This window comes from Pseudomonas libanensis (assembly GCF_001439685.1).
In the GTDB taxonomy this organism is placed as follows: Bacteria; Pseudomonadota; Gammaproteobacteria; order Pseudomonadales; family Pseudomonadaceae; genus Aquipseudomonas; species Aquipseudomonas libanensis.
Window position 1 is genome coordinate 434,880 of record NZ_JYLH01000002.1, and the last position, 20,965, is coordinate 455,844.

The following is a 20,965-nucleotide window of genomic DNA, read 5'->3' on the forward strand; positions in this document are numbered from 1 at the left end:
GGGGCAAGCCCCCTCCCACAGGGGCCGGCGGCGGACCAGAAGTCGTCTAGATACCCATGCTCATCGGGGGCAAGTCGAATCGTCGCACCACCCACATTGGAGCTGAGACGATCAGGTCCAGGCCACCACCAACAGCCCGGCGCCCAACACCAGGCACAGCGGCGAGTAGACGTAGGTATCCAGGCGCGCAAACCGGGAGCCGCCGACTTTCTTGAAAAACCCCACCAGCTCCGAATCGCCAATCGCCCTGGCAAACATCAGCACCGCAATCGCACTGATGCCCCACTGCAACGCCCCATGGGACACCGGCGTGAAATACAACCCGGCGCGCAGGCAAACGAGCAAGGCAATTGCCACCAACCCCATAGCGACCAGAAAGGTGCCCAGCGACGAGGGCTTGAACGCCGGTCGCGGCCCACTGGCAAATTCGCCGGGCAGTTGCGGAATCGCCGCCAGGCTACCGAATTTGCCGCCAGCGGCCCAGTAAAGATGCACCATGCTGATAAAGGTAAAAACCCCGACAATCCATCGCGCAATGACAAAACTCATGGCGCACGCTCCCGAAAAATGTGGGAATCAGGATAGTCGCCCTGAGATTTTTTGCAGGCATTTCGTCGGCGGCTGATGGTAAAGTGCCGCCCCATGAAACTCGCCCGTGCCGACCGCTCGCTCATTGCCTGGATGCTTTACTGCTGCGTCCTGTTCAATGTGTTCGCCTGCAGCATTGGCCACGGGCAAATGGTGGGCATGCAGCTCAACGGCATCAGCGGCCAGTTCTGCACCGTGGACCCGCGTACCCAGGCGCCCCTGCAAAACAACTCTACGGATGAGAACCTGCCAACGCTGTCGAAGGCGTTCGGTTGCCCGTTGTGTTCGACCGGCGGCATGGGCCCCGCGCTCAACAGCCACCTGAACGTGGCGGTTTTGCCACAACCCCACGCGCCGCCTGCGGCGGTCGTGCTCGCCGCTGACATTCCTGCCCGCTTCACCTGGCCCACGGCTAACCCGCGCGCGCCACCTGCCCTCGCCTGATCCCTGCGCTTTCTGATCTGCATTGCCGACCGTTTCCGTGAGGAAGACGGGCGGCCGTGCGTTTGTTTTCAAGCCAAGTTTTCAGGATTCAACCATGAAACATCTACCCCTGCTGGCAGGCCTGTTCGGCTGCCTGCCTGTCTGCGCCCCTGCCCTTGAGCTGGCACCGACCACCATTGAAGGCGAGCAAAGCGTTGAGCCCGGGCTGGCCCTGGACCAACCCAGCGGTATGGCCTCGCGGCTGGGACTGAGCGTACGGGAAACCCCGGCCTCGGTCGCCATCGCCAACCGCAACGATATCGAGCGCCATGGCGCCAAGACCTTCCGCGATGCGGCCAATACCCTGCCCGGCGTCAATGCCAGCGCGCCGCCCGGGTTCGGTGGGTTTGTATCGTACCGAGGGTTTACCAGCAGCCAGATTACCCAGATGTTCAACGGTATCAATGTTGCCACGGGCCTGGCGCGGCCAGTGGATGCGTGGATCTATGACCGCGTCGAGCTGGTGGGCGGTCCTTCCTCCTTGATCAACGGCGCAGGCTCCGTGGGCGGCTCGCTGAACTACGTGACCAAGCTGGCGAGTCGTGAGGAACAAGCTGTCGAAGGCCAGTTGACCTATGGCAGCTACGACACCATGGGCATGGCGTTCGGCCTCAATCATGCGCTGACCGAGCCTGGCGCCGAGGTGCAGCACTACGCACGCCTGGACGTGAGCCGCAACACCAACCACAGTTATATCGACCGCGATCAACGAGATGCCTGGAGCGTAGCGTTTTCGCTGCTCAGCGACTTGACCCCCGACCTGTCCCACACCCTGGCCCTGGAATATCAGGACGAGCAGGAAGACAGCCCCTATTGGGGCACACCGGTGCTCAACCCCAAGGCCGGCGAACTTAAGATCGACAAGCACAACCGCTTCAACAACTACAACGTCGCCGACGGTCGTTACGAACAGCGCACGATCTGGGCACGGTCGATCATCGACTACCGGATAAACGACAGCACCACACTGAAAAACACCCTTTATCACCTCGACAGCCAGCGCGACTACCGCAACCTGGAGACCTACCAGTACAACGCCGATAACAGCGCGGTGAACCGCTCGACCGCCTATCAGGTACGGCATCAGGGCCAACAGAACGGCAACCAGTTCGAACTGCGCCATGACAACAGGATTTTCGGCCTCTCCACCACCTGGTCCGGCGGTTTTGAGTACAAGGTCAACAGCACCACCAACAGCCCCTTGAACGTGCCGGGAAAAAGTACCGTGGACCCGAACAACTATGACCCGGGACACTTCTATGCCATCCCCGGCACCCGCCCGGGTTTCGTCAAGGACAAGACCAACCAGGTGACCACCAAGGCATTGTTCGTGGAAAACCGCCTGGGGCTGACGGATAAGCTCTCGCTGCTGACCGGCCTGCGATATGACGCCATCGACATGGACGTGACCAACCACCGCACGGTCACCGCCACTAACCCACGGCACTTCAAGCGCAACTGGGAACCGCTGACGGGGCGTGTGGGCCTGACTTATCAGTTCATCCCGTCGGCCAATGTCTACGTGCAATACAGCACCGCCGTGGAACAGCCCAATACCACCACCCAGGTGTTCGACGTGTCCACCGGCAAGCAATGGGAGATCGGCAGCAAGTTTGATTACCTGAACGGTCGCGGTTCGGCAACGGTTGCGGCCTACAAGATCGAACGCAAGGACTTTGCCGTCACTGATCCGCTGGATCCAACCAACAGCATCCCGGTGGGCGCGCAGTCGTCCAAGGGCATCGAATTGGCCAGCTCACTGCGTATCACGCCAAGGTTGCTGGCTGAAGGCAACTTCGCCTGGGTAGACGCCGAGTACGATGAGTTCAATGAGAAAATGGCCAGTGGCGCCGTGGTGTCACGCAAGGGCAATACGCCGACCAACGTGCCCAGGCGCGTGGGCAACCTGTGGCTGACCTATGATTTCTCCGAGGATTGGCAAGGGGGTGTGGATGCGCGGTATGTCGCCCAGGTGTATGCGGATAATGCCAATACCCAGACGGTGCCGGCCTACACGCTGTTTGGCACCTTCCTGCGCTACCGGCTGGACGCCCACACCTCGGTGACCGGACGCGTGCGCAACTTGACCAATGAGGTGTATGCCGAGTTTGCCCATGTGTCGCCGGCGTATTACCTGGGTTCGCCGAGAACGTTTGAGGTCGCAATACAAACCCGCTTCTAAATCTGGAATGCAAAAAAATTGTGGGAGGGGGCTTGCCCCCGATGAGCATAGGTATCTACACAACTCTGTAGCGCTCAACGGTAACCACGATGCGAAGCGAGCCGCTCTTGATCTTGATCTCAGGCGCCCCGTTAAACCACGCTGGCCGGAATTCGACAGGGATTTGGGGGGTAAACCGGCAGGGATGCCGGTTTAGCCGCCCCGCGCCATGGATGGCGCGTGGCGGCGGCCCCCCAAATCACTGGCGGATTACGGGCACACCGAGCCTAGGCGAGGTGCCGAGTGGTGGGGCAAGAGCCCTTTGGTTACTTTGGGGCTCTTTTCCAAAGTGACCCGCTGTCAGAGCGGAACCCTAAGTGGCCGTTACCGCAGGAATGGATATGTACCCGGTATAGCTGTGTCGCCTGTCAGGCCGCCTTCGCGAGCAAGCCCGCTCCCACAGTTTGATTGCGGGGTGTCAGGTAGATTGGCATCGGCTGGCAGGCCGTCATCGCAGGCAAGCCAGCTCCCACATTTGGATCGCGGTGCGTCAGCTAGATCAGCGTCGGCTGTCAGGCCGTCACGGGAGCAAGCTCCCTCGCCACAGATTTAGCCTCGTGCCGAAGTTGTGTAGATACCTATGCCCCGATGAGGGAGTGTCAGTCAATTCATCTGTGACTGACCCTCCGCTATCGGGAGCAAGCCCCCTCCCACATGTTGATCTCCATCAAGTAGAGACACTGTCTATTACTTGAGGGCCGACTCAACTTTTTGTGCAACATCATCGGTCAACCACGCCTTCCACACCTCAGGATGCTCCTTGAGGAACACCTGGGCCACGTCCCGCGGTGCCGTGTGGTTCTCGCTCATCTTCGCCAGCGCTTTGTTAAGCGGCTCGATGGGAAACTCGACCTTCTCGAAGAACTGGGCAATCTGCGGATGTTCCTGCTGGAACGGCGTCGATACGCCAATGCTCAATTTGGATGCCAACGAGCGCGTGGGCTTGGGGTCAGGGTTGTTCGCATCGGTCAGGGTCTTCCACGCATCGGCATCAAACGGTGGTTCTTCCAACTGGATCAATTTATAGCGCCCCATCAACGGGGTCGGCGACCAATAGTAGAACAGCACTGGCTTGCCCCGGCGGATCGAAGACGCAATCTCCGCATCCAACGCCGCGCCCGAACCGCTGCGGAAGTTCACGTAGCTATCGTCGAGGCCATACGCCTTGAGCTTCTGCTTGTTGACCACTTCGGAGGTCCAGCCGATGGGGCTGTTAAGAAAGCGACCTTTGCCTGGTGATTCCGGGTCCTTGAACACATCCTTGTAGCGCGCCAGGTCCTTGACGCTTTTCAGGTCCGGAGCCAGCGGCTTGAGGTTTTTCGACGGGTCACCCTTGACCACGTACTCCGGCACCCACCAGCCTTCGGTGGCGCCTTTGACTGTATCTCCAAGGCCTACCACTTTGCCTTCGGCTTCGGCCTTGACCCACACCGGACTGCGACCAGCCCATTCTTCCCCAATCACCTGAATATCGTTCTTGGCCAGGGCGGTTTCCAGGGTGATGGTGGTACCGGGCAAAGTGTCGGTAGGCAGGTCATAACCCTTCTCGACGATAAAGCGCAGTATTTCAGTGATCAGGCTGCCGCTTTCCCAGTTCAGGTCGGCAAAATGCACCGGTGCCTGGGCAGCCGAGACCGGCAATGACAGGCTCAAGGCCGTCAAGGACGCTGCCAACAGTGATTTCAATCCCTTCATGCGTTGCACCTCGCGTCTTCACAGTCATGGCGAACGGCTTGCCGCCAATGCGCGAAGCCTCTGAATAGTTAAGTCAACGCAACTGTAGTAGAGGTTCCGGAACAGATCGGTACACGAAGTATTTATCGGTTATTCGCTGGCCTTGAAGGTAACCAGTTCGCCCTTGCGCCATTTGGCGGCCTTGCCGGTCACGGCTTTGAGGGTCTTGGTCAGGCCTTCCTGCAATTGTTCATGGGCGGCAAATACCAGCATCACGCTGTGGCCTTCCTTGAACACAATGCCCTGGCCCTCGGCCGACGAAACAAAGGCGTAATCGCCCAACCCATACACGGTCAACTTGATATCGCGAAACTTGAGTTCGAACTTGCCACCTTCGCGGCTGGGTAGCACCGCCGCACGGAAATGGTCGCCCACCTTGAGCTCCAGGCGTGGTTTGTCATCCACGACCAGCGCCGTTTCGGTATCGATCTCGGCGATATAGATACCTTCTGGCGTTTGTTCGGTGACGTAGACAAACCGCGATTGAAACTGCTTGACCAACTTTGCGCGCAAATCACCCAGCACGAATAACGCGTGCATATCCAGATTACTGACTGCCAAGGAAACGTCCCCACATCAAAAAAGCGCTGGCCGCTGAAGCGGGCAACACAAAAAACGGCCGTTACGGCACGATCACCCATTCGTTAAAAACTGAAGATAACCTACAAGGCTGGTACATACAGCCGCGGTGGACCTCAATCAAGGTCATCCGGTAGCACAGCAAATCACAGGTTTAGCGACCCGAGAATACAAGTCGAGCAACTTCGGAGAATAACCCAACCGAAAATGCAGTTTTCCGACGCCCGAAACAAAAAAAAACCAAGGCATGGAACCAGTCGCGAACTGCCGACGACAATACTAAAACAGCAACCCGGGTTAAACCACCCGAAACGCCACTGAAAGGCCAACGAGATCGACAGGAGCTGAGCATGCAACGACGTCCACACGACGCTGCGTCTTTCCACAAGCGTTCATCATGGTCAGAGGAACGCCAATACTACTGCCTGCATAACGCTGATGGGTACTCGAACTCGGTCATTTATCAAGTTGTACCGGCTGGGAAGAATTTTTTCCACATCCTTGAAGTGCCTAGTGGCCGGATCAAGGGGTTTCGCAGCGATCATAACAAGGCCTGCGAACTGGCCAAAACCCTGGAAGCCAAGTTGCAAGCCCTGTGTAACACACTCGTTTCGTCACCTGGATGACTTTACCGCGCCGTCGCCCTTCAACAACTGCCATACTGGCCCGTCCATTGAAGTTTGCCCCCTGCGGGTCAGGTTTCATCAGTGCAGTTACCTTGAAGGGAAGGCTATACGTGACGGAATTTGATATTGGCGAATTTTTTATCCACGGCGATGCCAGGGAAGTAGACGGAGAGTTTCAAGCAGTTATCGTAATGCGTGCCAAACCACCCTTGACCACCGTCACTACGCATCAGGTAGAAAAGGACCGCTGGTTCAAAACCGTGGACGCCGCTGCCAGTGCCGCGAAGGACGCTGCCAAGGCGCTCAAGGCAGCCGTGGATTCAGGGGCGCTCACCTCCTGACAATCTGATAGAACTCTGCCGCGCCCCAAGCCTCCCATGCATACACACCTGAACTGCATGGAGTACGACATGGACACCACCCCCCCCACGCTCGAAACCTTGTTCGATCAACTGGGCCTGGACTCGAGCCAGGAAGCCATCGAGCGCTTTACCGCCGAGCATCGCCTGCCGGATGATGTCAAACTCATCGACGCACCGTTCTGGAGCGAACAACAGGCGAGTTTCCTCAGGGAACAATTGCATGTAGATGCCGAATGGGCGCCTGCGGTGGATGACCTCAACGCACTGTTGCACGAATCGCCCAAGGAATAATTCAATGCAGGCTGTCTGACTGTTCCATGCGCAACAGCGCTTGCCAGGCAGTCCTGCACTCCTCGGCCTCATCGCGGCTGGCGAAGGCGGTACCGCGCTGCTCACCATTGAGCAATACCACCCAGCAAGCTTTCTGGCCCAGGGCACGCAGGGTCTCAGGTACGCCACTGCCGATCATTACGGCCACATCGACTTTGTTTTGCATGGAGCTTCTCCGCAGCATTAGTTAGCTTGCTAACAATGTTGGCCATGCTACGGTTTTATTCCAGTTGGAAAAAGCTATCTTCGGAATAGCTTCATTGCATTAACAGCAACAATCCACCGCGTCGGACGCGCCCGGATGCTGTCGCGATGCTGTTGCAGGCGGGGCGGCCGGCTCACTGGCAGGCGCCCCCCTCACCTGTGTCAGGCTTGACGCTGATGCTTGTCGATCTGTTCGTGGCGCTCTTGCGCTTCGATGCAGTACTTGGTGGTAGGGCTGATCAGCAGACGCTTGAGGCCGATAGGCTCGCCGCTGTCATCGCACCAGCCAAAGGAGTCTTCCTTGATACGCTCCAAGGCCCGCTCAAGCTGCGGCAGCATGCGCTGGTCGCGATCGATGGCATTTACCAGCCAGGTGCGCTCTTCTTCGACGGAAGCGGCGTCAGCCGGGTCGGCCGGGGTGTCCAGGCTTTCAATGGCGATGCGGTTCTGTTCAATGCGCTCGTGGTGTTCCACTTTCATGTCTTGCAGCAACTTCTCGAAAAAAGCGTGCTGTTCGGCATTCATGTAGTCATCCGCCGGCATGGCCAGCAACTTTTCCTTTGTCATTGATTTCTCTATAAAAAATACGTGCATTAAGGCGAATAAGGGAGCGTTCCGGCAGGCCTCTGCAGGTCTCGGAAGGGCGCCGTCCATTTCAAGCGCCACCCGGCACTCAATTTACGAGGGGCGGCAGTCTAAGGCCGACTTGAGGGCGCAGCAACTGAAAAGACAGGCATTTTTTCCCAATTAACCCCCAAAGGCACCAGGACGGGCTTGGCGAACGGTCATCGGAGTGCGTTTATAGCAAGAAATTCAAGTTTGTGGAGCTATATAGAAGACAAACGGTTGAAAGTGGCTGATCCCGGACTAAATGTGGGAGGGGGCTTGCTCCCACATTTGATCTGATTCGGCCCTTGGATTGACTCAGCGCTTGAGCTTGCGCTTGTTGCGGTATTGGTCGATCACCACCGCTACCACGATGATCAGGCCCTTGATAATGTCCTGGATATACGCATCCACGCCGACGAAGGTAAACCCACTGGCCATCACGCCGAGGATCAGCGCGCCGATCACGGTGCCGGTGATGCGCCCTACCCCGCCCGCCAGGCTGGTGCCGCCGATCACCGCTGCGGCGATCGCATCCAGCTCATAGGACATGCCCATGCCCGCCTGGCCGGTAGCCGCACGTGCCGAAGCCACCACGCCGGCCAGGCCCGCCAGCAGGCCGGCGATGCTGTAGACGATGATCAAGTGGCGCTTGACGTTGATCCCCGAGGTACGTGCCGCCTGCATATTGCCGCCGATGGCGTAGGTGTATTTGCCGTACTTGGTGTAGCGCAGGGCGATATGGAAGATCACCGCCACCACCAGGAAGATAATCACCGGCATCGCGCCATGGCCGATAGCCGTGTAGGAATCCGAGAGCATGCTCACCGGCTGGCCTTCGGTGTAATAACGCGCCAGGCCACGGGCCGAGACCATCATGCCCAGGGTCGCGATAAACGGCGGGATACCGGTCACCGCAATAATGCTGCCGTTGATTGCCCCGGCCAGCAGCCCTACACCCAAGCCCATTGCCACCGGGATCCACACCGGCAGATCGGTCAGGGACGGAAACACCGCCCGGGAAAAATCGGAGGTCTGCGCCAGGCTCGCGGCGATCATTGCTGACAAGGCCAGTACCGAGCCGGAAGACAGGTCGATCCCCGTGGTGATGATCACCTGGGTCACACCGATGGCCAGCAGGCCGATGATCGATACTTGCAGGATCATCAGCACCAGGCGCTGGGAGTTCATCAAGAAGCTCTGGTCGCGCACGATCCAGCCGAACAGTTCAAACACCAGGCCGATGCCGATCAGCACCAGGAAGATGCTCAGCTCGGTAGGCATGCGTCGACGGTTCTTGATCGGTGCCGTCGCCGGCTTGTTGTCTGTTATTGCGTTCATAACCCATCACCTTCTTATTCTGTAGATCAGTGGACCGCGGTCATACCGGAAGCCAACTGCATGACTTTTTCCTGGGTGGCCTCAGCGCGATCCAGGGTGCCCATCAGTTCGCCTTCGTGCATGACCATTACCCGGTCGCTCATGCCGAGCACTTCGGGCAGTTCGGAGGAAATCATGATCACCGCCATGCCTTCGCTGGCGAGGAAAGCGATCAAGCGATAGATCTCGGCCTTGGCGCCTACGTCGATGCCGCGAGTCGGCTCGTCGAGGATCAGCAGGCGTGGGTTGGTCATCAGCCAGCGCGCCAGCAAGGCCTTTTGCTGGTTGCCGCCGGACAAGGTGTCGATGCATTGTTCCAGGGACGGGGTTTTCACCCGCAGCTTCTTGCACATGTCTTCGCACAACGCACGCAGGGCTTTCTGCTGGATGAAGCCGTTGCCCGAATAGTGCGGCAACACTGCCATCTCCATGTTTTCCAGTACCGACAGGCACGGGAACAGGCCACTGAGCTTGCGGTCCTCGGTCAACAGCGCAAAGCCTTTCTCGATTGCCATATGCGGGTCGGTAATACGCACCGTCTGGCCGTCCAGGGTGATTTGCCCACTGGTGCTTGGGGTGATGCCAAAAATAGTTTCTGCCACATTGGTGCGTCCGGAGCCCATCAGCCCGGCGATGCCGAGGATTTCCCCGGCGTGCAGCTCGAACGATACGTCATTGAACACGCCGTCCAGGCTCAGGTCGCGCACCGACAGCAGCAGGTCACCAATGGGCGTCTCGCGTACCGGGAACAGCTGGCTCAGCTCACGCCCTACCATCATCGAGATCAGGCTGTCGCTGTTCATGCTGTCGGCACGTTGCAGGCCGATGTACTGGCCGTCGCGGAACACCGCCACTTCATCGGCGATGGCGAACACTTCGTTCATTTTGTGCGTGATGTAGACGATGCCTTTGCCCTGGGACTTGAGGTCGGCAATGATCGAAAACAGGTGGGCCACCTCCTTGTCGGTGATCGCCGAGGTGGGCTCATCCATGATCAGGATGTCGGAATCATAGGACACCGCCTTGGCAATCTCGACCATCTGCCGCTCGGCGATGCTCAGGTTGCCGACCTGTTCTTCCGGATCAAGGTTGATGCGCAGGCGCGCCAGCAACTCGGCGGTGCAGCGATGCATTTCGCGGTGGTTGACCATGTGCAGGCTGTTGAGCTGCTCGCGGCCGATCCAGATGTTCTCGGCGATGCTCATGTGCGGCATCAGGTTGAGTTCCTGGTGGATCATCGCGATTCCGGCTTTCTGTGCCGCCAGCGGTGTGTCAAACACGATGGGCTTGCCGCGCAGGCGGATTTCCCCGGCGTCAGGCTGGTAGATGCCGGCGATGATCTTCATCAGCGTCGACTTGCCCGCGCCGTTCTCGCCCATCAGCGCCAGCACCGTGCCGGGACGTACACGCAGTTGCACGTCGGCCAGGGCCACGACGCCCGGAAAGCCTTTGCTGATGTTGACGATTTCCAACAGGTAGGGTTCGTCCAGCGGCAACGGCTGGATACCGGGAGGCTGCGAGACAGCGGCATGAGCGAGCATAAGACGGTACTCCATCAGCAGGGCGGGCACGACCGCCCTGCCGGTTCATTGTTGTGATGTCAGGGCTACTTGAACTGGGCGACGTTGTCCGGAGTAATCAGCTGGAACGGAATGATCACGTTCTGCTCGACCGGCTCGTTCCTGGCCATCTTGCGCGCCGCCTCCACCGAACCCACCGCCTGGCCCTTGGCGTCCTGGAACGCGGAGGCGGCCATGTCGCCCTTGGTGATTGCATTCAAGCCGTCCGGCGTACCGTCGACACCCGCGATCAGCACGCTGCCCTTTTCCTTGCCGGCCGATTTGAGCGCCATGGATGCACCAATGGCCATCTCATCGTTGTTGGCCAGCACCGCATTGAACTCGCGGCCCTGGGTCAGCCAATCGTTGACCAGGGTCATGCCCTTGTCCCGCAGCCAGATACCGGTCTGTTCCTGTTCGATCTTGATGTCCGGGTACTTGGCGAGTACTTCCTTCACGCCCTTGGTGCGGTTGGTGGTGGAGTTGTTCGCCAGGTCGCCCAGCAGGATCACGATCTTGCCCTTGCCACCGAGCTTTTCAGCGATGTACTGCATTTGCAGGCGACCGGCCTCGACGTCATCTGAGGTCACCGCCACTACGTCCTTGGGCAGGTCTTTCTGGTCGGGCCGGCGGTTGACGAATACCAGCGGAATGCCCGCCTTGGTCGCGGCACTGATAATGTTCTTGGTCGATGCGGTATCGACCGGGTTGACGATAATGGCGTCGACTTTCTGGCTGATGAAGTTCTCGACCTGGCTCAGTTGCTTGACCACATCGGCGCGGGCATCTTCGAACTGCAGTTGCACGCCATCGCCCTTGGGATAGGACTTGGCTTGCTTGTCCATGTCTTCGCGCAGGTAGGTAAGGAAGGTGTCATCGAACGCGGACATCGTGACGCCCACCTTGAGATCGGCGGCGCCGGCAATACCACTGGCCAGCAGCATGGACAGGGCCAGCGCGGTAAAACGGATCGGGGTCTTCATGAACGGTCTGTCTCCACTTTCTTGTTGGTTTTTTTGGACGTTGCGTTGATCAGGCCTCGGCCGGCACTCGCACCACCGGCGCGCCTGGAATGCAGCAGAGCAGCGCGCCCTGGTTTTCGACGCACAGCACATTGAGGAAGGAGAAGTAGAACGGCCGGGCGCGGGGCAGGCCGCGAGGCGTTTGGGCGGGGCGTAAAACTCGCAGTACAGCGTTGAAGATTTTCATCTGACGGTACCTGGTTGTTTTTGATCTTGTTTTTGTTGAGTCGCCCCAAACGTGTGCGGGACGGACTTTATGCAACCTGGAAAAGACTTTATTGGAAAATAATTTCCATATCAACCTGTTTTAGAATTTTATTCTATTTTTGTCGAAACCACCTGCTGGCGCTCGGCACTCAGGCGCGCGGCGTCCAATATACGGGTGGTTTCCAGCGCATCATAGGCGCTTACCGGCAGTGGCCCCTGGCCCTGCACGGCCGCTTGCAATTGGCGATAGAACTGGGTCCAGCAGCCCTTCTCCGACGGCACCCGCTCACGTTCCGGCCCTTGCTCGAACCAGCCCCAGCGTCGATGCTCCTCAGCGCCCCAGTGTTCACCTTCGGTTTTCGGCGACTTGCCGGCCAGCAGCGCTTCTTCCTGGCCATCCAGCCCGTCGACGGTGTAGCAGCCCAAGCTGCCACTTACGCGAAATCGCGGCGCCTGGCTGTTCTGCAACGCGTTGCCCCACAGGTGTGAAACCACGCCGTTGGCGTGGGTCAGGCAAACAAAAAAACCGTGATCCACGCTGGGATGTTCAGGGGTGTAGTGCAATTGGGCGAACACCCGCTCCACCGGGCCGAACAGTTGCAACGCCTGGTCCACCAGATGGCTGCCCAGGTCGCGCAGCCACCCGCCACCGCTGGCATTGCCCACAGCCTCTGGGCTGTAGCGCTCCACACGGGACTCGAAGCGGGTGATGGTGCCCAGGGCGCCGGCGTCGATCAGTTTGCGCAAGGTCAGGTAATCCGAGTCCCAGCGCCGGTTCTGGTAGACGCTGAGCAGCGAGCCCTGGCGCTCGGCGGCGGTGATCAAGGCTTGGGCCTGTTCGGCGTTGGCGGCAAAGGGTTTGTCGCTGACCACCGTTACACCGTGTTCGATGGCTTCCAGTACTAATGCAGGGCGGCCTTTGAGGGTGGTGGAGATGACCAGGGCGTCGACGCCGGCCTCGACGATCTGGCCGATGGAGTCGAAGGCTTTGACACCTGGAAGATCAGTACTCAATTGCTGGCGACGTTCGGGTGAACGCGTCACCACGCCGACAAAGGTGGCGCCAGGCAGGGTGGCGATCAATGGCGCATGAAAAAAGCGCCCGCCGTGGCCGTAGCCCACTAGTCCGATTCGCATGCTCAACTCCTGAATTGATGTGGGAACCCAATCAACTGTGGGAGCTGGCTTGCCTGCGATAACGGTGTGTCAGGCAATGAATCTGTCATTGATAGACCGCTATCGCAGGCAAGCCAGCTCCCACATTGTTAACCAGCATTTCTCCAGTGAGTTAGCCGTAGAAGTGTGGGCGAACCGGCAAGCTCACCGGCACAATCTGCCCGCTGCCCTGGGCTTCAATACACGCATCCGCCGCCACCGCCGCCGCATACCCATCCCAGGCCGACGGCCCACCCACCTGTCCAGCGCGTACGCTGTCAATGAAGGCCTGCAACTCCACGTCATAGGCGCCGATAAAGCGGTCCTTCCAGTCCATCAGGATCGCGTTGGACAGCTTCGCACCACTGCGCAGTTGCACCTGGGACGGCTCCGGCAACTTGGCGATGCCGGTCTCCCCCACCACTTCGCACTGGATGTCGTAGCCATATTGGCAGTTCACAAACACCTCCACGTCGATACGCGTGCCCTTGGCGGTTTCCAGCAGCACGATCTGCGGGTCGCGCAGGTGGGCCAGGGCCTTGCTGGTCTTGCGCGGGAACACCACCTGCACGGAAACGTAGTCGTCGTCGAGCAGCCAGCGCAACACATCCAGCTCATGAATCAGGGTGTCGGTAATCGCCATGCCGGTGTTGTAGTTCTCGCCCACCGAGGGGTTACGGTGCGCGCAGTGCAGCATCAGCGGCTCGCCGATCTGGCCGCTGTCGATCACCGCTTTCAAGGCACGATAGCCTTCGTCATATGGACGCATGAACCCCACTTGCACCAGGCGCTTGCCATGGGCGACTTCGGCTTCGACGATCTTGCGACAGCCCTCGGCCGTCACCGCCAGGGGTTTCTCACAAAACACCGGTTTGCCGGCGGCAATCGCGGCCAGCACAAATTCTTCGTGGCTCGGCCCCCAGGACGTCACCAGTACCGCTTCGACCTCTGGCGCGTTGATCAACGCATGGCCGTCCGGGTACACCTCGGCGTCGAGCTTCAAATCCGCCACCACCCGGGCCGCCTGCTCAAGGTTGATGTCGGTGACGGCCACTACCTGGCTGTTGAGCAGGGTCTGGCTGCAACGACGGATATGGTCACGGCCGATGGCGCCCGTACCAATCACTCCAAGCTTCAAAGACATGCAAACACTCCTCTTGTTGTTAGTACTGCCGGGCCTTCGCCAGGTGTTCATTGAGTTTTTTTGCCGCTGCATTCGTGCGTTCACTGGTGGACACCTGCGCCACCCCCACCCGCCACCACGACAGGTAGCCGTGGATCATGGTCTTGGGCAGCACCTTGATATCGATCAGGGTCGAGACGGACTGCGCGTGCGCATCCGCCAGGGCCGCTTCGAGCTGCTCCACCGTGCTGACCTTGTAGGTCTTGCAGCCATAGGCCGCCGCACTCATGGCGAAGTCCACCGGCACCAGGGCGCCGTCGAGCTTGCCGCTCTCGGGGTTGCGGTAGCGGAACTCGGTGCCGAAGCTGTCCATGCCATTGCCGATCTGCAGGTTGTTGATACAGCCGAAAGCCATGTTGTCGAGCAGCACCACGTTGATCTTGCGCCGCTCCTGGATCGAGGTGGCCAGTTCCGAGTGCAGCATCATGTAGGAGCCATCACCGACCAGCGCATAGACCTCCTTGGTCGGCTCGGCCAGCTTCACGCCAAGGGCCGCGTTGATCTCGTAGCCCATGCACGAATAGCCGTATTCGACGTGGTAGGTGTTGACGCCCTTGCTGCGCCAGGCACGCTGCAAATCGCCGGGCAGGCTGCCGGCGGCGGCCACGATGATTGCGTCATCGGCCAGGCGTGCATTGAGCACGCCAAGCACAGCGCTTTGGGTCAAGCACGAACCGGTCAGCTCGATAAATTCCCGCAGCACGGCACGGTCCAGGTGGTCGTCGACTTCGGGAACAAACTCATCGCCCTGGTATTGCACCTGATGCACACGGTCCACTTCGGCGTCGAGTTGCGCCTTGGCGTCGGCGACCTGCTCGCCCCAGCCGGAACGGTAATCGCCCAGGGCATCGGCCAGTGCTTCAAGCGCAACTTTGGCATCTGCCAGCACTTGCACGCCGTCGAGTTTCAAGGCGTCGCACGGGCTGATATTGAGGTTGAGGAACTTCACCTCGGCGTGCTTGAACAGCGATTTGGATGAGGTGGTGAAGTCGGTATAACGGGTGCCGATACCGATGATCAGGTCGGCTTCGGGCGCCAGCAGGTTGGCCGCCAGGCAGCCGGTTTCGCCGATGCCGCCGACGTTCAGCGGGTGGCTGGAAACCACTGCGCTCTTGCCCGCCTGGGTTTCCGCGAAGGGAATCGAAAAGCGCTCGGCAAAGGCTTGCAGCGCGGCATTGGCGCCGGAGTATTTCACCCCGCCACCACAGATGATCAGCGGCTTGCGCTTGCCGTGAAACGCGGCCAGCGCATCGCCGATCATCGCCGCAGTGGCCGGGCGCCGGTCGATGCGATGTACACGTTTCTGCAGGAAGTAGTCGGGATAGTCCCAGGCTTCGGCCTGCACGTCCTGGGGCAAGGCCAGGGTCACCGCGCCGGTTTCCGCGGGATCTGTGAGCACGCGCATGGCCTGGATCGCCGCCGTCATCAATTGCTCAGGGCGGTTGATGCGGTCCCAGTATTTGCTCACGGAGCGAAACGCGTCGTTGGTGCTGATGCTCAGGTCGTGGAACTGCTCGATCTGCTGCAGCACCGGATCCGGCTGGCGGCTGGCGTAGACATCGCCGGGCAACAGCAGCAACGGGATACGGTTGGCCGTGGCGGTGGCTGCGGCGGTGAGCATATTCGCAGCGCCAGGCCCGACCGACGCCGTGCACGCATAGATCTTGCGCCGCAGGTGCTGCTTGGCAAAGCCGATGGCGGCATGGGCCATGCCCTGCTCGTTGCGGCCCTGATGCACCACCAAGTCGCCGCTGTCCTGCTCCAGGGCCTGGCCGAGGCCCAATACATTGCCATGGCCGAAAATGGTGAATACGCCGGCAACAAACTTGCTCTGCACGCCGTCGACTTCGATGTATTGGTTATCCAGGAACTTCACCAGGGCCTGGGCCATGGTCAATCTTGTTGTGGTCATCACTTGCACCTTGTGTGACTGCAATTGAAGTGTTCAACACCGATCCCGTGTGGGAGCTGGCTTGCCTGCGATAGCGGTCTATCAGTTGCACATGTATTGCCTGACACTCCGCTATCGCAGGCAAGCCAGCTCCCACATTTTGATCGCGTTATGACAGGGGCTTTTGCAAATAGGCCATGCTGCTGCCCAACGCCTGCCGGATATCCACCAACCCGTGCACGCTTTCAGCAAACGGCTCGAACGACAGATAGCCGCTGTAGCCGGTACTCAACAGGGTGTCGATCTGCGCCGCATTGCCGAGGATATCGCCCTCGCCCACCAGTACGCGGTGGCCGTCGCCGATCGCGTTGAGCGGCGCCTCGCGATCTTCCACCCCGGAGATATGTACCAGGCCGGTCAGTTCGGGAAAGAACTCATGCTCGCCGGCCAGGTGATGGTGGAAGGTGTCATGCACCACACGGAACACATCCAGGCCACCGATGGACTTGATCGCCTCCACCGCCACGCGCTTGCGACGCAGGGCGGATACTTCAAAGCCCAGGGGTTCGACGAAACCGAGAATCCCGTACTCGCGCAGGATGGGCGCCAGTTCGCTCAACGCGGTGCGCAAAGCGGCGGCGCGCTGCGCGTCGGTGCGCGTGTCGCCGGGCTCATTGAACGGGCACATCACCAGACCCTGGGCACCGCATTCACGGGCGTAGGTGGCAAGCTCCAACGCTTGGGCACGGCGCTCGTCGTTCCACACATCAAAGGGGTACAGCGCGTTGATCGACAGCACCTTGATGCCCTGCGCTGCGCACAACTCACGCACGCGGCTGGCGGGTGTGCCGTATTCGATTTCACGGTTCTTGAGGTCGTTGCGGATCTCAATGGCCTCGCAGTTGAGAGCCGCCGCCAACTGGATGAAATCCGGCAAGGACAGGTTGGGCGCGACCATGCGGTTAAGGGCAAAACGTAGCGGCGACTTCATTGTTGTTGTTCTCCGTCCAAACCGTTTAGAGGTCCAGCAGCCAGCTGTGCTGCGGGTCGTTATGGAAATGCCAGGCGCGCTTGGGGCCGGCCATCACGTTGAGGTAATACGACTCGTAGCCGTACGGCACGCTGACCGGGTGGTAACCCTTGGGCACCACCACCAGGTCGCTGTTTTCCACGGCCATGGCCTGATCGATGCTGCGGTCATCGGTGTACACGCGCTGGAAGACAAAGCCCTGGGGCGGGTTGATCTGGTGGTAATAGGTCTCTTCCAGGAAGCTCTGGTGCGGCAGGTCGTCGGTGTCATGCTTGTGCGGCGGGTAGCTTGAGGAATGCCCCGACGGCGTGCGCACTTCCACCACCAGCAGCGAATGGGCCGGCTCGCTGTCGGGCAGGATGTCGCACACGTAGCGGGTGTTGGCGCCTTTGCCACGCACACTGCGCTTGCACTGCTCGGGGCGGATCAGGCGCGGGGCGAAACCCTGGGCACCCGGGGCGGCGCAGACAGCGATCTGCACATCGCTCAAGGCGCTGACCTGGGCGTCGGTGCCGGGCGGCAGGTAGGCGGCGAACGGTGACTTGTCTTCGAACACCGACTGGCGATCACCGAGGTTCTGCCAACTGAAACCTTTGCCTTCGATGTTTACCCGACCGCTGAGCAACACCAGGCACAACTCCTGATCGCCCGCGCTGACCGGAAGGCTTTCGCCCAGGCCCAGGCGGTAGGCGGCAAAGCCTACGTATTCCAGGCGCCCGACTTGCAGGGCGACCATGGTTTGTCCGCGTTTGCTGCTTTTGACCAACAAGCTCATCACTCAAGTCCTCTGGTTGAGAAGCGCACGCAAGGTGTCATAACCCTTTTTTGCGTAGATATAGCTGGGCGCCACGGCCGGATCCTGCTCGGCTTCCACCACCAGCCAGCCCGCGTAGTTCGCAGCCAGCAGTACGTCCAGCAACGGTGCAAAATCGATGTCGCCATCGCCGGGCACAGTGAACGTGCCGTTGACGATGCAATCAGGAAAGCTCCACATCTGGTTGCGCGCCAATTGCACCACGGGTTTGCGCACATCCTTGAAATGCACGTGGCAGACACGGTCGATATGCTTGCGCAACACCTCGATGGGTTCGCCGCCGCCCATGTAGCAGTGGCCCGAATCGAACAGCAGGCCGACTTCCGGCCCCGTGCGCTGCATCAGCTGGTCGATGTCTTCGGGGGACTCGACGTAGGCGCCCATATGGTGGTGGTACGCCAGGCGTACCCCCTGGGACAGGGTGAAGCGCGCCAGTTCGGTGAGTTTGTCGGCATAGTCCTGCCAAGCCTGCTCGCTATGGAAACGCGGGCGTTCGATCAAACGAATGCGCGAGCCCTGGATCGAATCAGCCACTTCGCCATACACCAGCACCGAGGCGCCGTTGTGCCTGAGCAGTTCGACATGGCCGGCAATCGCCTCGATTTCCTCTGCCACCGAGCGACGGGCCAGGCGGCTGGAGTACCAGCCGGAGACGAGGGCCAGGTCATAGGGGCGCAACACATCGCCGACACCCTTGGCATCCTTGGGGAATTTGCCGTTGAGTTCAAAACCTTCGTAGCCGATATCCTTGCCTTCGCTCAGGGCCGTGCTCAGCGGGGTTTCACCACCGAGGGCCGGCAGGTCGTCGTTGCTCCAGGAGATCGGGTTGATGCCAATTCGGATTGCGGGCATGGCTGCACCTTTATTATTTTCAGGTATCACTGAGATCTGCTTTATGTGGGCGGGGGCAAGCCCCCTCCCACATTTGATCTAATTTAATTCCGAGCACTGCGCCAGGCATTGATGAGTTGTTCGAAGGTAGCCTGTACCTGCTGAATCAAGGTCTCATCATCGATCTCCCCCGCCATCCACGCCCGGCTCGGCTCCTGGAAGATCGTGCGGCCTACGGCAAACCCACGGCAGGTGGTGCTCAAGCGTGCTTGCTGGAAACCATCGGCGAGGCATTCAGCGGACGCGTTCAGGCCCAGCAGCACCACGCCACGGCAGTACGGGTCGCGCTCCTGGATCAGTTCGTCGAGCTTCTTCCAATCCTCGGCCGACTGCGCCTCGATCTTCCACCAGGCCGGGTAGATACCCAGGTTGTACAGGCGCTTGAGGCTGCGATACAGCACATCAGGGTAAGTCGATGGATGATCCTTGGGCGGGATGACTTCCAGCAGCAGTTCATGCCCGCTCACGATGGAGGCCTCGTACACCGCCTTGAGTTGCGCTTCCTGCTCCAGGCGCAGCATCGGCTCGTCATCGGGATGAAATTGCACCAGGCACTTGATGATCTGTTCCTGGGGCCAGGCAATCAGGTTGCTGCCCACCGAGCGGCCGTGTTCGAACGCCAGGGGCCGCGAGTTCTGCACTTCAACCGGGCGTGCGATCCACCAGCCGCGACCGCTGGCGGCGTTGAGGGCATCCTGGCCGAAACGTTGGTCGGCGAGCAGGCCCACGTCGGCCTCGATCCCCTGCTCGCTGAGCTTGCGCTCCACGCGTTCGATGGCCTGGATAAACAACTGCTTGATCGTGCTGATGCGCGCCGGGTCCTGGCCGCCCTTTTGCGCCAGGTCCACCAGTTGCCAGCGGTGGTCGAAGGCAAACACGAACAATTGCTTCCAGGCCTTGCGCGGCACCGTTACGCGGTGCAGGCGTTGCAGGGTCACGTCCTGGTCCGGGCGGGTAATGGGCACCGGGCTGCTGAACAGATACTCGAGCTCGGCGGGTGTCGGCATGGCCGGCGCACAGGCATGGCGCGAAACCACCAGGCCACCGCAGGCATTGGCCAACTGACTGCAACGTTCATCGCTGGCGTCATTGATCCAACCGCTGAGAAAGCCTGACATAAAGGCATCGCCGGCCCCCAGCACATTGAGCACTTCCACGCGCACACCGGGGTAGATCGCCCCGTCCTCCAGCCGCGCAGGAATCGCGCCGTGGATGACCGTACAACCCTGGGGACCCAGCTTGACTACCAGGGTCGCAGGCGTCAGTTCGCGTACGGTGCGCAACGCGGTGAGCAGGTCTTCACTGCCACCGGCGATAAGGAATTCTTCTTCAGTGCCGACGATCAGGTCGAAACGCGGCAGGATCTTCTGCACATGCTGGCTGACATTCTGGTCGGCAACGAAACGGGTTTCACCATCGGCCTTGCCCGCCAGGCCCCACAGCACCGGGCGGTAGTCGATGTCCAGCACGCGCTTGACGTTGTGCCTGGCGGCGTAATCCAAGGCCTGGATACTGGCCTTGTACACGCCGTCGGTGGAGAAGTGCGTGCCGGTGATCAACAGCGCTTTGCTGGAGGCAATAAAGGCCTCGCTGATGTCTTCGGCGCGCAGGGCCATGTCCGCGCAGTTTTCGCGGTAGAACACCAGAGGGAAGGTTTCACGATCCTTGAGGCCCAGCAGCACCAGGGCGGTGAGACGCTCCGGGTCGACCTTGATACCGCTGACATCGCAGCCTTCACGGGCCAGGGATTCCACCAGGAAACGGCCCATATGGTCGTCGCCCACGCGGCTCAGCATCGCTGAATTGAGACCCAGCCTGGCGGTGCCGAAGGCGATATTGGCGGAAGAACCACCAAGGTACTTGGCGAAGCTGGTCACGTCCTCAAGCCGCGCACCGACTTGCTGCGCATAGAGGTCGACGCCCAGGCGCCCGAGGCAAATCAGATCCAATTGACGCCCACTGGCAAAACGAGTCTGGCCCATGCTGGCTCCTGTTATTTTTATCAGCCTGCGTTGTGCCGCCGTGGCGACGGCAAACGCTCTTGGTGGGAGCAGACTAGAACGTCCAGCGGCGGCAATCAATATTTATTCCATAATTATT

21 protein-coding genes are annotated in these 20,965 nt (G+C 60.0%); 5 read left to right on the forward strand and 16 right to left on the reverse strand.

The window, feature by feature from the left end:
• Positions 1-111: 111 nt before the first annotated feature.
• Positions 112-549 carry a DUF3995 domain-containing protein gene (locus tag TU73_RS04515; RefSeq protein ID WP_057011175.1) on the reverse strand — a complete coding sequence of 146 codons (438 nt, stop codon included), beginning with the start codon at positions 547-549 and terminating at the stop codon, positions 112-114.
• 93 nt (positions 550-642) lie between these two features.
• Between TU73_RS04515 and TU73_RS04520 the strand changes: the two genes are divergently transcribed.
• Positions 643-1,032, forward strand: a complete 390-nt coding sequence (locus TU73_RS04520; RefSeq protein ID WP_046072293.1) for a DUF2946 domain-containing protein — start codon at positions 643-645, stop codon at positions 1,030-1,032.
• Positions 1,033-1,126: 94 nt separating this feature from the next.
• Positions 1,127-3,253: a TonB-dependent receptor gene (locus TU73_RS04525; RefSeq protein ID WP_057011176.1), complete on the forward strand. Its 2,127-nt coding sequence runs from the start codon at positions 1,127-1,129 to the stop codon at positions 3,251-3,253.
• A 726-nt stretch (positions 3,254-3,979) separates the two neighbouring features.
• Here TU73_RS04525 and TU73_RS04530 read toward each other — a convergent pair.
• On the reverse strand, positions 3,980-4,987 hold the full coding sequence (locus TU73_RS04530; protein WP_057011177.1) for an ABC transporter substrate-binding protein: 1,008 nt from the start codon (positions 4,985-4,987) through the stop codon (positions 3,980-3,982).
• A gap of 129 nt (positions 4,988-5,116) precedes the next feature.
• The gene (locus tag TU73_RS04535; RefSeq protein WP_043050583.1) at positions 5,117-5,566 is read right to left on the reverse strand and encodes a hypothetical protein; all 450 of its coding nucleotides are present in this window, start codon (positions 5,564-5,566) and stop codon (positions 5,117-5,119) included.
• 389 nt (positions 5,567-5,955) lie between these two features.
• Here TU73_RS04535 and TU73_RS28025 point away from each other — a divergent pair, with 389 nt between their 5' ends.
• From TU73_RS28025 to TU73_RS04550, 3 genes are all read left to right on the forward strand, one after another.
• Positions 5,956-6,231, forward strand: coding sequence for a hypothetical protein (locus TU73_RS28025; RefSeq protein WP_231984800.1), 276 nt, complete (start codon positions 5,956-5,958; stop codon positions 6,229-6,231).
• Positions 6,232-6,341: 110 nt separating this feature from the next.
• A complete protein-coding gene (locus TU73_RS04545) occupies positions 6,342-6,572 on the forward strand; it encodes a hypothetical protein (RefSeq protein WP_034120023.1) in 231 nt (76 codons plus the stop codon).
• A gap of 69 nt (positions 6,573-6,641) precedes the next feature.
• Positions 6,642-6,884, forward strand: coding sequence for a DUF2789 domain-containing protein (locus TU73_RS04550; RefSeq protein ID WP_057011179.1), 243 nt, complete (start codon positions 6,642-6,644; stop codon positions 6,882-6,884).
• A gap of 1 nt (position 6,885) precedes the next feature.
• Here the strand turns inward: TU73_RS04550 and TU73_RS04555 are convergent, their stop codons facing one another.
• The 13 genes from TU73_RS04555 to TU73_RS04610 form a co-directional block, all read right to left on the reverse strand.
• Entirely contained in the window at positions 6,886-7,089 is a 204-nt protein-coding gene (locus TU73_RS04555; RefSeq protein ID WP_057011180.1) for a hypothetical protein, read from the reverse strand.
• 200 nt (positions 7,090-7,289) lie between these two features.
• Positions 7,290-7,694, reverse strand: a complete 405-nt coding sequence (locus TU73_RS04560) for a TraR/DksA family transcriptional regulator (RefSeq protein WP_003191666.1) — start codon at positions 7,692-7,694, stop codon at positions 7,290-7,292.
• A gap of 357 nt (positions 7,695-8,051) precedes the next feature.
• Positions 8,052-9,074, reverse strand: a complete 1,023-nt coding sequence (locus TU73_RS04565; protein ID WP_057011181.1) for an ABC transporter permease — start codon at positions 9,072-9,074, stop codon at positions 8,052-8,054.
• Between the two features lie 26 nt (positions 9,075-9,100).
• Positions 9,101-10,654, reverse strand: coding sequence for a sugar ABC transporter ATP-binding protein (locus TU73_RS04570; protein WP_057011182.1), 1,554 nt, complete (start codon positions 10,652-10,654; stop codon positions 9,101-9,103).
• Positions 10,655-10,719: 65 nt separating this feature from the next.
• Complete coding sequence (locus tag TU73_RS04575) at positions 10,720-11,655, reverse strand: sugar ABC transporter substrate-binding protein (RefSeq protein WP_057011183.1); 936 nt, start codon at positions 11,653-11,655, stop codon at positions 10,720-10,722.
• Positions 11,656-11,704: 49 nt separating this feature from the next.
• Positions 11,705-11,881 (reverse strand): hypothetical protein, encoded by a 177-nt coding sequence (locus TU73_RS29105; protein ID WP_164484431.1) that lies wholly within the window; start codon positions 11,879-11,881, stop codon positions 11,705-11,707.
• Between the two features lie 128 nt (positions 11,882-12,009).
• Positions 12,010-13,038, reverse strand: a complete 1,029-nt coding sequence (locus TU73_RS04580) for a Gfo/Idh/MocA family protein (RefSeq protein WP_057011184.1) — start codon at positions 13,036-13,038, stop codon at positions 12,010-12,012.
• A gap of 151 nt (positions 13,039-13,189) precedes the next feature.
• Entirely contained in the window at positions 13,190-14,200 is a 1,011-nt protein-coding gene (gene iolG / locus TU73_RS04585) for a bifunctional inositol 2-dehydrogenase/D-chiro-inositol 1-dehydrogenase (protein WP_057011185.1), read from the reverse strand.
• Between the two features lie 19 nt (positions 14,201-14,219).
• Positions 14,220-16,151, reverse strand: a complete 1,932-nt coding sequence (gene iolD / locus TU73_RS04590) for a 3D-(3,5/4)-trihydroxycyclohexane-1,2-dione acylhydrolase (decyclizing) (protein WP_057011186.1) — start codon at positions 16,149-16,151, stop codon at positions 14,220-14,222.
• A 148-nt stretch (positions 16,152-16,299) separates the two neighbouring features.
• The gene (locus tag TU73_RS04595; RefSeq protein WP_057011187.1) at positions 16,300-17,121 is read right to left on the reverse strand and encodes a TIM barrel protein; all 822 of its coding nucleotides are present in this window, start codon (positions 17,119-17,121) and stop codon (positions 16,300-16,302) included.
• Positions 17,122-17,146: 25 nt separating this feature from the next.
• On the reverse strand, positions 17,147-17,935 hold the full coding sequence (gene iolB, locus TU73_RS04600; RefSeq protein WP_057011188.1) for a 5-deoxy-glucuronate isomerase: 789 nt from the start codon (positions 17,933-17,935) through the stop codon (positions 17,147-17,149).
• Positions 17,936-17,938: 3 nt separating this feature from the next.
• Positions 17,939-18,826 carry a myo-inosose-2 dehydratase gene (gene iolE / locus TU73_RS04605; RefSeq protein WP_057011189.1) on the reverse strand — a complete coding sequence of 296 codons (888 nt, stop codon included), beginning with the start codon at positions 18,824-18,826 and terminating at the stop codon, positions 17,939-17,941.
• A gap of 83 nt (positions 18,827-18,909) precedes the next feature.
• Positions 18,910-20,847, reverse strand: coding sequence for a bifunctional 5-dehydro-2-deoxygluconokinase/5-dehydro-2-deoxyphosphogluconate aldolase (locus TU73_RS04610; RefSeq protein ID WP_057011190.1), 1,938 nt, complete (start codon positions 20,845-20,847; stop codon positions 18,910-18,912).
• Positions 20,848-20,965: the final 118 nt, after the last annotated feature.

What these genes read in the sequence shown, in the direction of transcription:
- TU73_RS04550 (WP_057011179.1), top strand. Translation starts at nt 6,642, where the DNA reads ATGGACACCACCCCCCCCACGCTCGAAACCTTGTTCGATCAACTGGGC.
- TU73_RS04610 (WP_057011190.1), bottom strand. Translation starts at nt 20,847, where the DNA reads ATGGGCCAGACTCGTTTTGCCAGTGGGCGTCAATTGGATCTGATTTGC.
- TU73_RS04580 (WP_057011184.1), bottom strand. Translation starts at nt 13,038, where the DNA reads ATGCGAATCGGACTAGTGGGCTACGGCCACGGCGGGCGCTTTTTTCAT.
- TU73_RS04525 (WP_057011176.1), top strand. Translation starts at nt 1,127, where the DNA reads ATGAAACATCTACCCCTGCTGGCAGGCCTGTTCGGCTGCCTGCCTGTC.
- TU73_RS29105 (WP_164484431.1), bottom strand. Translation starts at nt 11,881, where the DNA reads ATGAAAATCTTCAACGCTGTACTGCGAGTTTTACGCCCCGCCCAAACG.
- iolG (WP_057011185.1), bottom strand. Translation starts at nt 14,200, where the DNA reads ATGTCTTTGAAGCTTGGAGTGATTGGTACGGGCGCCATCGGCCGTGAC.
- TU73_RS28025 (WP_231984800.1), top strand. Translation starts at nt 5,956, where the DNA reads ATGCAACGACGTCCACACGACGCTGCGTCTTTCCACAAGCGTTCATCA.
- TU73_RS04560 (WP_003191666.1), bottom strand. Translation starts at nt 7,694, where the DNA reads ATGACAAAGGAAAAGTTGCTGGCCATGCCGGCGGATGACTACATGAAT.
- iolE (WP_057011189.1), bottom strand. Translation starts at nt 18,826, where the DNA reads ATGCCCGCAATCCGAATTGGCATCAACCCGATCTCCTGGAGCAACGAC.
- iolD (WP_057011186.1), bottom strand. Translation starts at nt 16,151, where the DNA reads ATGACCACAACAAGATTGACCATGGCCCAGGCCCTGGTGAAGTTCCTG.
- TU73_RS04595 (WP_057011187.1), bottom strand. Translation starts at nt 17,121, where the DNA reads ATGAAGTCGCCGCTACGTTTTGCCCTTAACCGCATGGTCGCGCCCAAC.
- TU73_RS04530 (WP_057011177.1), bottom strand. Translation starts at nt 4,987, where the DNA reads ATGAAGGGATTGAAATCACTGTTGGCAGCGTCCTTGACGGCCTTGAGC.
- TU73_RS04520 (WP_046072293.1), top strand. Translation starts at nt 643, where the DNA reads ATGAAACTCGCCCGTGCCGACCGCTCGCTCATTGCCTGGATGCTTTAC.
- TU73_RS04535 (WP_043050583.1), bottom strand. Translation starts at nt 5,566, where the DNA reads ATGCACGCGTTATTCGTGCTGGGTGATTTGCGCGCAAAGTTGGTCAAG.
- TU73_RS04555 (WP_057011180.1), bottom strand. Translation starts at nt 7,089, where the DNA reads ATGCAAAACAAAGTCGATGTGGCCGTAATGATCGGCAGTGGCGTACCT.
- TU73_RS04565 (WP_057011181.1), bottom strand. Translation starts at nt 9,074, where the DNA reads ATGAACGCAATAACAGACAACAAGCCGGCGACGGCACCGATCAAGAAC.
- TU73_RS04515 (WP_057011175.1), bottom strand. Translation starts at nt 549, where the DNA reads ATGAGTTTTGTCATTGCGCGATGGATTGTCGGGGTTTTTACCTTTATC.
- TU73_RS04575 (WP_057011183.1), bottom strand. Translation starts at nt 11,655, where the DNA reads ATGAAGACCCCGATCCGTTTTACCGCGCTGGCCCTGTCCATGCTGCTG.
- TU73_RS04570 (WP_057011182.1), bottom strand. Translation starts at nt 10,654, where the DNA reads ATGCTCGCTCATGCCGCTGTCTCGCAGCCTCCCGGTATCCAGCCGTTG.
- iolB (WP_057011188.1), bottom strand. Translation starts at nt 17,935, where the DNA reads ATGAGCTTGTTGGTCAAAAGCAGCAAACGCGGACAAACCATGGTCGCC.